Source organism: Rhodococcus sp. GQ147 (genome assembly GCF_059759155.1).
Map to the genome: position 1 here is coordinate 125,823 of NZ_JCAXDU010000004.1, position 13,798 is coordinate 139,620.

The 13,798-nt window shown below is 70.4% G+C and carries 13 protein-coding genes; 6 read left to right on the plus strand and 7 right to left on the minus strand.

All coding sequences use genetic code 11. The features are described 5' to 3' along the window. Positions 1-177: 177 nt before the first annotated feature. The 6 genes from AC6CID_RS06570 to AC6CID_RS06595 all read right to left on the minus strand — a co-directional run bounded on the left by AC6CID_RS06570 (position 178) and on the right by AC6CID_RS06595 (position 6,215). A complete protein-coding gene (locus tag AC6CID_RS06570) occupies positions 178-2,010 on the minus strand; it encodes a peptidoglycan D,D-transpeptidase FtsI family protein (RefSeq protein ID WP_006554145.1) in 1,833 nt (610 codons plus the stop codon). Positions 2,011-2,081: 71 nt separating this feature from the next. Further along, on the minus strand, positions 2,082-2,930 hold the full coding sequence (gene ftsL / locus AC6CID_RS06575) for a cell division protein FtsL (protein ID WP_498353716.1): 849 nt from the start codon (positions 2,928-2,930) through the stop codon (positions 2,082-2,084). 3 nt (positions 2,931-2,933) lie between these two features. Further along, a complete protein-coding gene (gene rsmH, locus AC6CID_RS06580) occupies positions 2,934-3,974 on the minus strand; it encodes a 16S rRNA (cytosine(1402)-N(4))-methyltransferase RsmH (RefSeq protein ID WP_006554147.1) in 1,041 nt (346 codons plus the stop codon). Positions 3,975-4,264: 290 nt separating this feature from the next. Then, positions 4,265-4,696, minus strand: coding sequence for a division/cell wall cluster transcriptional repressor MraZ (gene mraZ / locus AC6CID_RS06585; RefSeq protein WP_006554148.1), 432 nt, complete (start codon positions 4,694-4,696; stop codon positions 4,265-4,267). 440 nt (positions 4,697-5,136) lie between these two features. After that, entirely contained in the window at positions 5,137-5,556 is a 420-nt protein-coding gene (locus AC6CID_RS06590; RefSeq protein ID WP_024101274.1) for an SCO2097 family morphological protein, read from the minus strand. Between the two features lie 173 nt (positions 5,557-5,729). Continuing rightward, the gene (locus tag AC6CID_RS06595) at positions 5,730-6,215 is read right to left on the minus strand and encodes an SAV_6107 family HEPN domain-containing protein (protein WP_006554150.1); all 486 of its coding nucleotides are present in this window, start codon (positions 6,213-6,215) and stop codon (positions 5,730-5,732) included. A 323-nt stretch (positions 6,216-6,538) separates the two neighbouring features. Here AC6CID_RS06595 and AC6CID_RS06600 point away from each other — a divergent pair, with 323 nt between their 5' ends. Genes AC6CID_RS06600 through AC6CID_RS06620 form a run of 5 tightly spaced genes read left to right on the plus strand, consistent with a single transcriptional unit; the run spans position 6,539 to position 11,559 of the window. Next, a complete protein-coding gene (locus AC6CID_RS06600; RefSeq protein ID WP_006554151.1) occupies positions 6,539-7,186 on the plus strand; it encodes a GNAT family N-acetyltransferase in 648 nt (215 codons plus the stop codon). Beyond that, positions 7,183-8,778, plus strand: a complete 1,596-nt coding sequence (locus AC6CID_RS06605; RefSeq protein WP_498353717.1) for a phytoene desaturase family protein — start codon at positions 7,183-7,185, stop codon at positions 8,776-8,778. The genes AC6CID_RS06600 and AC6CID_RS06605 overlap by 4 nt, the downstream gene beginning before the upstream one ends. Next, positions 8,775-9,653 carry a carotenoid biosynthesis protein gene (locus AC6CID_RS06610; RefSeq protein WP_006554153.1) on the plus strand — a complete coding sequence of 293 codons (879 nt, stop codon included), beginning with the start codon at positions 8,775-8,777 and terminating at the stop codon, positions 9,651-9,653. Before AC6CID_RS06605 ends, AC6CID_RS06610 begins: the two co-directional genes overlap by 4 nt. Continuing rightward, entirely contained in the window at positions 9,650-10,372 is a 723-nt protein-coding gene (locus AC6CID_RS06615; protein ID WP_006554154.1) for an LppM family (lipo)protein, read from the plus strand. Before AC6CID_RS06610 ends, AC6CID_RS06615 begins: the two co-directional genes overlap by 4 nt. Next, on the plus strand, positions 10,342-11,559 hold the full coding sequence (locus tag AC6CID_RS06620; protein WP_217579687.1) for a glycosyltransferase family 2 protein: 1,218 nt from the start codon (positions 10,342-10,344) through the stop codon (positions 11,557-11,559). The genes AC6CID_RS06615 and AC6CID_RS06620 overlap by 31 nt, the downstream gene beginning before the upstream one ends. 24 nt (positions 11,560-11,583) lie before the next feature. Here AC6CID_RS06620 and metF read toward each other — a convergent pair whose 3' ends face one another. After that, positions 11,584-12,528, minus strand: coding sequence for a methylenetetrahydrofolate reductase [NAD(P)H] (metF, locus tag AC6CID_RS06625; protein ID WP_170318569.1), 945 nt, complete (start codon positions 12,526-12,528; stop codon positions 11,584-11,586). 219 nt (positions 12,529-12,747) lie between these two features. Between metF and AC6CID_RS06630 the strand changes: the two genes are divergently transcribed. Next, entirely contained in the window at positions 12,748-13,794 is a 1,047-nt protein-coding gene (locus AC6CID_RS06630) for a polyprenyl synthetase family protein (RefSeq protein WP_064061293.1), read from the plus strand. Positions 13,795-13,798: the final 4 nt, after the last annotated feature.

The window sequence follows — 13,798 nt, forward strand, 5'->3', positions numbered from 1 at the left end:
CCGGAGGAGCCGGATCCGGACTCGATGGCACAGGCACCAGTTTCCTCTCGCTTCGCTGCAGCTCGTCTGCAGGCACTCCGACGGATGTTTCCGGGTTCGTTCCCGATCCGCTCTCGGCGACGACCGTCGTGTCACGTTACCGACCTGTCAGCCTACCGAGGCGCCACGGTCACCTCGTCAGTCGACCTGGAGGATCAACTTGCTCTCCGGTTCGGCCGACAGCGGCACGCCGTCGCGCTGCAGCAACCACGACGCGATGTTGCGGAACAGCGGCGCGGCCGATTGGCCCCCGCTGCCGTCGGAGCTGCGGGTCGGGGCGTCGAGCATGATGCCCACGACATAGCGCGGATCGTCGGACGGAGCGATGCCGGCGAAGGTGATCCAGTAGTCGGAGTTCGAGTAACACTTGCAGTTCTGGTCGATCTGCTGGGCGGTACCCGTCTTGCCCGAGATCTGATAGCCCTCGATGGCGGCGCCCGCACCGGTGCCCTGCTGGTTGCCGGTATCGGACTGGACGACGGAACGGAACATGTCGCGCACCGTCGCGGCGGTCTGCGGGCTCACCACCCGCACCGGATCGGGACGGGGCGTCTCGGTGCGCGTGCCGTCCGGCGCGATGGTCGCGCGCACGACCCGCGGCGGGACACGTTCCCCGTCGTTCGCGATGGTCTGGTAGATCGCGGTCATCTGCAGCAGGGTCATCGACAGACCCTGGCCGATGGGCAGGTTCGCGAAGGTGCCACCCGACCACTGCTCACGGCTGGGCAGCAGACCCGCGGATTCGCCGGGCAGGCCGACATCGGTGCGCTGGCCGAGACCGAACAGTCGCAGCATCTCGGCGAAGCGGTCCTCACCGATCCGCTCGGCGAGCATGAGCGTGCCGACGTTCGACGACTTCCCGAACACACCCGTCGTGGTATACGGCACGACCCCGTGATCCCAGGCGTCCTTGACGGTCGCGCCGGCCATGGTGATCGTGCCGGGGACCTGCAGGACCTCGTCGGGGCGGGTCAGACCGTCTTCGATCGCCGCGGCCGCGGTGATGATCTTGTTCACGGACCCGGGTTCGAACGGCGAACTGACCGCGAGGTTGCCCTGTTCGGCGTCGGGCGGGTTGTTCGCGACACCGATCGACGGGTCGAAGGTGCTGTCGTTCGACATGGCGAGCACTTCGCCGGTGTGCGCGTCGAGCACCACAGCGGAGGCGTTCTTCGCCCCGGACAGGTCCTTCGCGCGCTGGACCTCCTGCTGCACGTGGTACTGCAGGTCGTTGTCGATCGTGAGCTCGACGGAGGAACCGTCGACGGCGGGCTGACGGTCGCGCCAGCTGCCCGGGATGACGGCGCCGTCGGATCCACGGTCGTAGGTGGACGAACCGTCGGTACCCGCCAGCACGGCGTCCATCGACGCTTCGAGCCCGATCAGGCCGTGTCCGTCCCAGCCGGTCGCGCCGACGAGATTGGCGGCGAGCGATCCGCCCGGATACAGACGGATGTCCTGACGCTCGGTGCCGACCTTGTCGTACTCGTCGACGATCTCCGCCGCGACCCCCGGATCGACGCCGCGGGCGAGGTAGACGAAGGTCTCGTCGCTCTCGAGCATCTCGAGCACGTCCTTCTCCGGCGCCGCGGCGCCGAGCGCCTCGTGGACCGCCGACGCGACGCCCTCGAGATATTCGGAGACCTCGGGCCGGGACGGGTCCTTCGCGCGTTCCTCCTCGAGTTCCTTGCGCACCCGCACGGGTTGGAAGGTCAGCGCCTTCGCTTCCATGGTGTACGCGAGCGGTTCCCCGTTGCGATCGGCGATGGTGCCGCGGGTCGCGGGTTCGACGAGTCGGGTGGTGCGCTGGCTGGCGGCTTCGGCGGACAGTGTGGGGGCCTGGACGAGCTGCACGGACAACAACTGGGCGACGGCTACGCCCAGAATGCCGAACATGCCGATCCGGCCCCACTTGTTGCGGAACGCGAAACTCGTCCGGTCGCGCTGCTTGCGATCGCGCGGCGCGGGCATTCGAGCGCGGCCGCCGCGCGTCGCCGGGGTGGAACGTCGCTGCGGTGCACGCCGAGGGGTGGAGCGGTTGTTCACCGAGGCCCGCCCTCGGGTTCCGTCGGCACGGGCTGGACTGGTGCTTCGGGCGCCGCCTCACGGGGCGCTTCGGATTGCGGCAGTTCGCTCACGGGTACCGATTGTCCTGCCGCGGGCGGTACAGGTGCGGCACCCTCGACGTCCGGCGTGGCGGCCGCGGGAGCTTCCGCCGCGGGTACCGGCACGGGAGCCGGTGCCGGTTCCTCGCCCACCGGGCGGCCGTCGGCCGATGGCGCGGCCCGACGCGTGCCCTCGGTGTCGGTGCGCGGCCGGGGTTCCTCGCTCACGTCACCGAGCGGCCGCGGGGTCTCCGCCCCGGCGCTGCCGGCCAGCGGGGTCTGGACGCGGGCGTCCTCTCGGGCGGGCGGATCCAGCGGGACCGGCGGGGCACCCTGGGCCGGAACCGGATCGCCCACCACCTGCACCGAACCGTCCGGAGCGACGACGATCCGCGCGACCTGACCGGTGGGGATCATCCCCAGTTCCGCCGCGGCGACCGCGAGCGCGGGAGCCGACTCGGCCGTGGCGACGTCGCGCTGGAGCACCGCCCGCTTCTGGGCGAGCTCCTCGTTGAGGGACCGCGCCGCGCTGAGCTCGTAGGAGTCCTCGGTCGCCCGGGTGGTCAGCAACAGCGTCACGGCCATGCCCACGCCCAGGAGCCCGATGATGGTGGCGACGAACGGGATCCGGGTGCGGACACGTCCGGCACCCGTCGTGCGCCCGCGGGTCTGCACCTGTTCGACCCCGAGCTGCGCTGCGCGCTGCGACCGTCGCTGATAGGCACGCTGCGCTGCGGTCGATCGCCCCGGGTTCCGGCGCTGCGGGGGTGCCACCTGTACGGTCATCGGTTACCTCCTGGCGATTCGTTCTGCAGCACGCAGGCGGACGGGCGCCGAACGTGGGTTGGCCTCGATCTCGTCGTCCGTTGCCCGCTCCGCACCGCGGGTGAGGATGCGCAGTTCCGGTCCCGTCCCGGGCAGTTCGACCGGAAGCCCTTCGGGACTGCGGGACTTCGCACGCGGTGTCAGTTCCTGCTTGACGACCTTGTCCTCGAGCGACTGGTAGGACATGAAGACGATCCGGCCGCCCACCGCGAGAGCGTCGAGAGCGTCGGGGATCGCGGTGCGCAACGAGTCGAGCTCCGCGTTGACCTCGACCCGCAACGCCTGGAAGGTGCGCTTGGCCGGGTGACCACCGGTACGGCGGGTCGCCGCCGGGATCGTGCGGTACAGCAGTTCGACGAGTTCGCCGCTCGTCCGGAAGGGAGTCTTGGCCCGGGTCCGCACGATCTCGGAGGCGATCCTGCCGGCGAAGCGCTCCTCGCCGTAGGTGCTCAGGATGCGAGCGAGGTCGCCGTGACTGTAGGTGTTGAGGACATCGGCCGCGGTGATGCCGGTGGTGGCATCCATCCGCATGTCGAGCGGGGCGTCCTTGGAATAGGCGAAACCGCGCTCCGCCTCGTCGAGCTGCATCGAGGACACGCCGAGATCGAACAGGGCGGCGTGGACCGAGCCGTACCGGTCGAGGCCGACGCTCTCGAGCGCGTCGGCGATCCCGTCGTAGCGGGTGTGGACGAAGTCTGTGCGGTCGGAGAACCGTGCGAGTCGCTCGCGGGCGATCGCCAGTGCGTCGGTATCACGGTCGAGGCCGACGAGCCGCAGCCTCGGGTAGATCGTCAGGAAGTGTTCGGAGTGCCCCCCGAGACCGAGTGTCGCGTCGACGTAGACCGCGCCCTCGCCGTCGGGACCGACGCTCTCGATGGCCGGACCGAGAAGGTCGACGGCGCGCTGGAGCATGACGGGCACGTGGCCGAATTCCGCCGCAGATGTCACATCGGCACCGGTGGCCTCATCCGTACCATTGACGGATTCGTGCTCGCCGTCCACCATGTGTCCTCCGGAATCCTGCTCGGGCCGCTTACGGTCTGTCGGGTACTCGTCGGGTGGACGGTGGTATGCCTCGTGCCTGCCTGTCGCTCGTCTCGATACCGTGCTCGCCGCCACGGGGGTGGATACGGAAGACGGCGAATGCCTCGAGGTCTCTGTCCGAGTCCGAAGAGACCTGACGCCGGGGAAGTGCGTCAGGGCCCTCCGGTCCGTACCTGGCGCTGGGGAAGTGCGTCAGGGCCGGCACATCGGGCAGAGGCCTCGCGGCACTCGCCGCGCAGCCCGAGCCGTGGTTACAAGATGTCGCGTAGTGCTTCGTCTCTCGCTTCCGAGAAGTCTTCTTCGTGCTCGGCGAGGTAGGTCTCCCATGCCGTCGCGTCCCAAATCTCGAGGTACCTGACCGAACCGATCACCACGCAGTCCTTGGTGAGACCGGCGTACTTGCGGTGAGCTGATGACAGCGTGATCCGGCCTTGTGAGTCGGGTCGCTGCTCCTCCGTTCCCGACGCGAGACTCCGCAGGAACGCACGTGCCTGAGGGTTGCTCCGTGAGGCACTCGCAGCGCGTTCGGCCAGAGCGGCGAACTCGTCGCGAGGGAACACGGTGAGGCTGTGATCCTGCCCCTTCGTGATCATCAACCCTCCCGCCAGCTCGTCTCGGTACTTCGCCGGCAGTGTCAGCCGGCCCTTGTCGTCCAACTTCGGGGTGTAGGTACCGAGGAACACTCGGCGCCTCCCCGCTGCCGGACGGATGCTTCGCGCGACAGGACACCTTGTCCCGCCGCGCCCCACATTACCCCACTTTGCCCCACCGGAAACGGATTACTGCCGCCCGGCCGCGCGTGTTGTCGTCACATTCCCAGCTCAGAGCAGGTGGCGGAAAATGGGGACACGCGCTCGCGTGACGACGACGGATCCACCGCTGTCGGCGCCCCGACGATCCGCCCCACCGGCGGAGCGAGGGCCGAGCAATCGGCGACCAGGGAAAACACTGCGGCCGGAGCCGAGGTGGGAGGCGGTGGGGAGACGGAGATTGCGCGAGTGGGGCGCGGTGGTGGAGGGGCGGAGAGGCGGACGACGCCGGGTCGGTGAAAGGTCTGCAGACGAACGACGACGGCACGACCCGTGGGTCGCGCCGTCGTCGGTACACCTGATGGTCGAGGAGGTCAGTCCTGCTCGAAACGCCTCCGGAACCGCTCTTCCATGCGGTTGGTGAAGCCACCACCCGAGGACTTCTTGCCGCCGCGGGAACTTCGACCGGACTTTCCGGAACCGGAACTACCGCCCGTCGCCCCTGGAGTCGACGGCCGACGACCGCCGAGGAGCAACAAGACTCCGGCGGCGAACATCACGAGGAACCCGAGCAGACTGATGATCGGGAAGCCGCCCGGCTTGAGCGGCAGGGCAACGCCGGCGATCAGCAGCGTCAGGCCCAACACGAACAATGCGCCGGCCTGTAACCGCCGCCGGTTCGACGCCATCCCCAACCGGCTGCCACGCACGGTCGAGGCGAACTTGGGATCCTCAGCATAGAGCGCGCTCTCGATCTGATCGAGCATGCGCTGCTCGTGCTCGGAGAGTGGCACGGTACCTCCCCCGGCACTAAACGGTGGCCACCGGATCCGTGGGGCGAATCCGGTGGGGGGCCGTCCGTACGGCCGCCTGAGTCAATAATACGAGCAGATGTCGCTGTGGACCACAAACTCCACACGTGAGTTCGATCCCGTCGTCGGCGAAGGCCCTCGTGAAGGGGCGAAAGTCACCCACCGACACCGACCTCCGGCTCTGCTTCGGCGTCGAGATAGCCCTCCACATCGTGCAGGAAGTGGCCCACCTCGTCGTAGAAGGCACCGGATTCGTCGGCTCCCACCGCCTGCGCGACCCCCGCCTCGACCGCGGTGCGGGTGGCGGAGCGATCGGCGAAGTAGTCGGCCCAGACGGCGAAGGACTCGTCGGCGCGCGCCATGAGTGCCCATGCGTTGCGCGTCGCGGGTCGGCGGGGCCGGATCCCGGAGCGCAGCTCCGCGGCCGCGACCACCGCACCGGCACCGCGCAGCGCCGCCAGGTAGGCGAGGCGGAACCGCTCGCCCGGATCGCCGGCACCGGCGGCACCGGAAAGCAGATCGTCGGCCTTGCGCAGCAGCGTCGCCGCGCGCGCCGAGGTGGCATGGTCGATGCATGCGGACGGCCCGAGCGTGGGAGACGTTCGGCGCGGGCCTCGACTCGCGACCTGACCGTTGGCCATGTTCACGCACCTCCTCGGCGTGGTCTCACCACTCGTTACAACGAGCGGTATCCGGTGGCATTCCCGCCGAAACGCCGAGGAACGGAGATCACTGTCCTCGAGTGAGGCCCGACACGGACGCCGAGCGGGAGACCCCAGGGTGATCCGGGGATGTTCGCTTCCCTCGAACATCCCCGGATCACCGATGTCGAACATGCGTTCGACGTATTCAATATAGCTGGACCCACCGACAACCCGTCAAGAGAAAGCGGCCACGTCATCCCGAACGATCAGCGAGACCCGAGCACCTCCGACGCACCGCGAGCCACCCGAACGAGTCACGCATGACCACCGATCCCTGCCAGGACGCCCCGATCCTCACCGAGCTCTCCCCCGCGGACTTCCGTGCGCACCTGCCCTCGCTGCTGACCGTCTACGTCGCGGCGATGCGATATCCCCGAGGCACGGAGTACCACCGCGCGCCGATGTGGTCCGAGCATTCGGCCCGCGCGGGTTGGCAGGCGTTCGCCGCGAGCCTCCCCGAGGATCCGGACACCGTCGTCGGGATCGCGTACGGCTACCGGGGCGACACCCGCCAGTGGTGGCACCAGCAGGTGCGCGCCGGCATGCGCCATTCCGGACGGTCCCCCGAGGAGATCGATCGCGTTCTCTCCGACTACTTCGAGCTCACCGAACTGCACGTCCGACCCGACATGCAGGGACGCCGCATCGGTGAACTGCTCCTGTCGGCGCTGCTGCGGGGACGCACGGAAGCGGCCGTACTGCTGTCGACACCCGAGGTGCCGGGCGAGGACAACCGGGCGTGGCGGCTGTACCGTCGGTTCGGATTCCAGGACGTCGTCCGCCGGTTCGTCTTCACCGGCGACGCCCGCCCGTTCGCGGTCCTCGGCAGGAGCCTGCCCCTCGAGCCGGACCTCGTTCCGCACCACCATCACACGATCGGCGATCCGGACGGAAGCGGTACCCCATGAACGCCACACTCGACGTCGTCGTCGTCGGCTCGGGCCACAACGCCCTGGTCTCCGCGTGTTATCTCGCCCGCGACGGATGGTCGGTGGAGGTTCTCGAACGCGACACCGTGCCGGGCGGCGCCGTCTCCACCGTCGAACGTTTCCCCGGATATGCCGTCGACCGCGGCTCCTCGGCGCACATCATGGTGCGCCACTCCGGGATCGTCGAGGAACTCGATCTCGCCGCCCACGGCCTGCGCTACATCGACTGCGACCCGTGGGCGTACGCGCCGCCCCCTGCGGACTCCGACCGTCCCGGCATCGTCTTCCACCGCGATCTCGACCGGACCTGCGCCTCCGTCGAGGCCGCCTGCGGACGCCGCGAGGCCGACGCGTACCGCCGCTTCGTGCAGGACTGGGGCCCGCGCAGCGCGGCGGTGATGACGTCGTTCACCCGTCCCCCGACCGGCCGGCACCTGCTGTCCTCGTTCTGGGGACTCGACGCGGGTGAGGGTGGCAGCGCCCTGTCCCGCCGGTTCCTCACCACCGGCGACAGCCTGCTCGACGAGTACTTCGACGACGAACCCCTCAAGGCGGCCCTCGCCTGGTTCGGCGCGCAGTCCGGCCCGCCCATGTCCGAACCCGGCACCGCGGCGATGGTGGGCTTCGCCGCCCTCATGCACACCCTTCCCCCGGGTCGCGCGATCGGCGGAAGCGGTGCGCTCACCCAGGCACTGCTGTCGCGGCTGCGGTCCGATGGCGGCACGGTGACCTGCGGCGACGCCGCCACCGAGATCCGCCGGACCGGCGATCTGTGGACCGTGCGCACCGAATCGGGACGCTCGGTGCAAGCCCACAGGGTCGTCGCCGGATGCCACGTGCTGACCACGCTGGATCTGCTCGACCGCGGCGGATACGACCGCGACCGGCTCGAGGGCTGGCGTCGCAGCATGCGGGTCGGTCCGGGCATCGGCATGGTCCTGCGCCTCGGCACCGACTCGCTGCCCCGCTACCGCGGCTGCGACGAGCCCGAATCGACGACCTCCGGTCTGCAACTGCTCGTCGACGACCGCGCCCACCTGCGCGCCGCGCATGGTGCCGCGATGGCGGGAGACCTGCCCCCGCGACCCACCGTCCTCGCGATGAGCTTCTCCGCCCTCGACCCGACGATCGCACCCGACGGCAAGCACCAGATCACGCTGTGGTCCCAGTGGCATCCGTACGCGCTGCGCGGCGGACGTCGCTGGGCGGACATCGCCGACGCCGAGACCGACCGCATCCTCGCCGAGATGGAGACGCGCTCTCCCGGCTTCACCGCGAGCGTGGAGCACTGCCACGTGCAGACCCCCGCGGACATCGAGAGCGAACTCGGCCTGCTCGGCGGGAACGTCATGCACGTGGAGATGTCGCTGGACCAGATGTTCCTGTGGCGTCCGCTGCCGGAGCTGTCCGGCTACCGGGTGCCCGACGCGCCCGGCCTCTATCTCACCGGCGCCTCGACCCATCCCGGTGGTGGAGTCTCCGGTGCGAGCGGCCGCAACGCCGCCCGGGTCGCCCTCGCCGACGCCAAGGGCAGTCTCGTGGACCGCGTGAAGGGCTGGGTGTCGCGGTGACCGACACCCGCGTCCCCGCACCGCCCCGACCGGCCCGGTGGCGGACGGTCCTTCCGATCGTCCCGGCCGTCGCCGCGGTCCTCGCCCAGATCGCCTATCCCCTCACCGAGGGCGGCGCCCGGGACGCCGCGACCGTCGCGGTCGTCACGCTGCTCACCGCCGCCTGCCTCGTCCACGCCGCGTTGAACCGCGGCATCACCTTCGCCGTCGTCCTGTTCGTCAGCTCGGCGGGCATCGGGTATCTGTCCGAGGTGGTCGGCACGATGACCGGCTATCCCTACGGCTGCTACAGCTACGTCACCGACAGGCTCGGGCCGGCCGCACTCGACGTCCCGCTGGTGGTGCCGCTGGCGTGGTCGGCGGGCCTGTACCCCGTCTGGTGCGTGGCCTCCCGCCTCGTCCGCAACGGTCCCGGCAGGGTCGCGGCGGTCACCGTCGGCATGCTGGGCTGGGATCTCTATCTCGACCCCCAGATGGTGGCGGACGGGCACTGGTCGTGGTGCAACGCCGGCGGCCTGCCCGGGATCGAGCACATCCCGCTCACCAACTACGCGGGCTGGCTCCTCGTCGCCGCGATCATGGCGACCGTACTCGTGCTCGTCGACTCCCGCTCGGACCGTGCCGACGCGCCCCGGCACGACGCCGTGCCGATTGCGCTGTTCCTGTGGACGTGGCTCGGTTCGGCCCTCGCCCACAGCGTATTCCTCGACGCTCCCCAACTCGGCTACTCCGCGGTTTACGGGCTGGTCGTCATGGGGGTACTGGGTCTTCCCCTGCTGGTCTCACTCGTCCGGTCGTGGCGCGCAAGCGTGTCCGGTCCCGGGCGGGACGAAGCACGACTCGCCGCGAGCGACCCGAAGAACCGACGAGGATGACCGTGCCTGGCACCATGTTCTCCGTGCAGTCGTCCATCCTGTCCGTCCGCCGTCGTGTCGTCGCGGTCGTGGGGCTCGTGCTCCTCGGCCTACCGCTCCTCACCGGCTGCCTGCGCGTGCAGGCGACGATGGGGATCTCCTCCGACGACCGTGTGTCGGGGCAGATCGTCGCCGCGACCATCCCCGCCGACGAGAACGATCCCGGCCCCGAACTCACCGCTCCCTCGGCCCTGGCCGGGAAGGTGCGGGTGCAGGAGTACTCGCAGGACGGCTACGTCGGGAGCCAGGTCTTCTTCAACGACCTCACCTTCGGCGACGTCCAGCAGCTCGCCACGATGTCCGATCAGAGCGCCGGCATGTTCCAGCTCAACCTGCAGCGCTCGGGCGATCTGGTGGCACTGAACGGACGTGTGGATCTCGAGTCCGCTCCCACCCAGGGCACCGACGTGCAGTTCACCATCGCGTTCCCCGCCCGGGTGGCGACCACCAACGGCACCCGCGAGTCGGATTCGGTCGTGACCTGGAAGATTCCGGCCGGCGAGGTGAGCACCCTCCGCGCGGAGGTGCGCTACGCCGATCCCAACACGCGCGGTTTCGCGGGCTGGGCCGGAATCATGGCCGGCGGCGCCTTCGGTGTCACGCTGATCATCGCCGGCGCGGCCTGGTTCACCCGCAATCCCGCGCCGCAGTGGTCGTCGGCGAACGGGACGCGGTCCTGACCCGCCTTCCGCGCGACCCGTCCCCCGGTCTCACGCGACTCGTCGCCGGTGGCGCTCTCGTCGCCTCCTACGGCGCGGCCGTTGCCGTCGCGAACCGGGTCTCGCTCCCTCGTCTCGTGCCGGGACCGGTGGTCGACGAGCAGGTCACCGTCGTCGTCCCCGCCCGCGACGAGGCGCCCCGCATCGCCGCGATCGTCTCCGACCTGCGGGCACAGACAGGACTGCACGCCCTGCGCGTGGTGATCCTCGACGACGACTCGTCCGACGGCACCGCCGACCTGGCCACGGCCGCGGCCGAGGGCGACGAGCGCATCACCGTCGTCCGATCGACACAGCCACCGCCCGAAGGATGGACCGGGAAGGCGGCCGCGTGCGCCGCAGCCGTCGCCCACGCCGGATCGACTACCGACAGCGGCATCGTCGTGTTCGTCGACGCGGACGTCCGGCTCGCACCCGACGCGCTCGCCGCCGCCGTCGCTCTGCTGCGCCACCAGGACGCCGCGCTCGTCTCACCGTTCCCGTACCAGCTCACCGGATCGGCGCTCGAACGGCTCGTGCAGCCCCTGCTGTTCTGGTCGTGGTTCTCGTTGCTCCCCGTCGCGGTCTCGCACCGCACCCACCGGCCGTCGATGGCGGTCGCGTGCGGACAGTTCCTCGTCTTCGACGCGCGCGCCTACGCGGCGATCGGCGGGCACGCCGCGGTCGCGGCGAGTCCCACGGAGGATCTGGATCTGGCCCGGACACTGCGTCGCGCCGGACTGCCTACGACGGTCGCGGCCGCGGGCGGACTGGCGTCGTGCCGGATGTACGACGGAGCCCGCCCGCTGATCGGCGGTTACACCCGCTGGCTGTGGTCGGCGTTCGGATCCCCGGTCGGGGCGGCCGCGGTGGTCGCGCTGTATCTCCTCGCCTACTTCGTGCCCCCGACCGCGGCGCTTCTCGGCGGGGGACGGACGCGACGCTGGGGCGTGGCCGGTGCCACCGCGGGCGTGACGTCACGCCTTCTCGCGCGCGTCACCGAGCGGGGAGGACGCCGACACCCGGACGCTCCGGACCGTCCCGTCGACGATCTGCTGGACGCCGCGGCGCACCCGGCATCGGTCCTGGCGGTCGGTGCGCTCACGGCGTCGTCGATCCGGGCACGGCGCAGCGGACGCGCGGCGTGGAAGGCCCGCGTCCTGCCCTGACCCCGAACCGGCGCGGGCCGGATGTCAGGCCGGCTGCACCGCGGCGGGAGCTTCGAGTTCGTAGCCGAGGCGGTCGAGCACCTCGCCGGTCGCGCGGGCGAAGTTGAGCGTGATGAAGTGCAGGCACGGCGCACCCTCGGAGATCAGCCGCTCGCACATCTCCGTCGCCACCTCGATACCCACCTCGCGCACCGCGGCGCGGTTCTCCTCCGGACCGTCGCCTGCCGCGCGCCGCAGCCGCTCCTCGAGAACGGGCGGCAGGTGCGAACCCGACAGTTCGAGGCTGCGCCGCGCCGAGCGCAGCGACGTGATGGGCATGATCTCGGGGATGATCGGCTTGAGCCCCTGCTCGGCGTCGCAGGCCACGACCCGGTCGCGCAGCCTCAGGTAGTGCTCGACGTCGAAGAACATCTGGGTGATCGAGTACTCGGCACCCGCACGGAGCTTCTGCACGAGATAGCGGGTGTCGTGATCGAGGTCCGGGGACCGGTGGTGTCCTTCGGGGAACGACGCGACGCCCACGTGGAAGTCGCCGAGCTCGCGCACCAGACGCACGAGCTCGTCGGCGTATTCGAGACCTTCGGGGTGCTTTTCCCACTCGCCGAGCGGGTTGCCCGGCGGGTCACCGCGCAGCGCGAGGATGTTGGTGATGCCGCGGTCGGCGTAGGCGCCGACCATCGCGCGCAGTTCGTCGATGCTGTGCCCGACGGCCGTGAGGTGCGCGACCGGCAGGAGGGTGGTCTCCTCGGCGAGGCGTCCGGTGACCCGGACCGTACGGTCGCGGGTGGAGCCCCCGGCGCCGTAGGTCATCGATACGAAGGCCGGGCCGAGACGTTCGAACGTCCGCACGGCGCGCCACAGTCGTCCCTCGGCCTCGGCGTCGCGAGGCGGGGAGAACTCGACGGAGAACGGAATGCGGCCCGAACGCGCGGACCCGAGACGGTCCACGATCGACGGGGTCCGAGAAATCCCGCCGTCCTCGGTTGCCCTGACGAAGTCGCTTGTCACCGGTCCAGCATAGTTGGCGCCCCCGGGGCGGTCGCTACCGGCGACGACCCGACTGTGCGGATAGGCTGGTCGCGGCACCTCCGGCTCACCCGCCTCCGAGGTGCCGTCACCCATCGACCTGGAGGTTTCGTCCTGTCTACCGGCGCCGTTCACCTGTCTGCCGAGCAGCTCCCCCATCGGGTGGAGGACTCCCTCCGGCAGTTCTTCACCTCACGCTCCGACCTGGTCGACTCGGTGGGCAATGGATACCGGCAGGCCGTCGACACGCTCGAGGCATTCGTGCTGCGCGGCGGCAAGCGGGTGCGTCCGCGTTTCGCCTGGACGGGCTGGCTCGGCGCCGGTGGTGACCCGACCGGGCCGGACGCCGAGGCCGTCCTGCAGGCGTGCTCCGCGCTCGAGCTCGTGCAGGCCGCGGCGCTCGTCCACGACGACATCATCGATGCCTCCACCACGCGCCGCGGATTCCCCACCGTGCACGTCGAGTTCACCGAGCAGCACCGGAAGGCCGGCTGGCACGGCAGGCCGGAGCAGTTCGGCGAGTCGGTCGCGATCCTGCTCGGCGACCTCGCCCTGGTCTGGGCCGACGACATGCTGCACTCGGCGGGGCTCGACCCCGCGACCGTCGCGCGCGTGGTCCCGGCCTGGACCGCGATGCGCACCGAAGTGCTCGGCGGGCAGTACCTCGACATCGCCAACGAAGTGGCGGCGGACGAATCGGTGGAGGCCGCTACGCGGGTCAACCGGTTCAAGACCGCGGCGTACACGATCGAACGCCCCCTGCACATCGGCGCTGCCCTCGCCGGCGCCGACGACGACCTCATCGCCGCATACCGCCGCTTCGGCACCGACATCGGCCTGGCGTTCCAGCTGCGCGACGACCTGCTCGGTGTCTTCGGCGACCCCAAGGTCACCGGCAAGCCTTCGGGCGACGACCTGCGCTCGGGCAAGAGGACCGTCCTGTACGCGCTGGCACTGGAGACGGCCGATGCCTCCGATCCGGCCGCGGCCGAGCTGCTGCGCACCTCGATCGGGACCGATCTGTCCGACGCGCAGGTCGAGCACCTCCGCTCGCTGCTCGTCGATCTCGGCGCGGTCGCCCGAATCGAGGACCGCATCTCGGAACTGACCGACAGCGCGTTCGAGGCGCTCGAGGCGTCCGGCGCCACCGAGGAGGGCAAGGCCCTTCTGCGCGAGTCGGCGGTCGCGGCGACGCGACGGGTGGCGTGAGGGC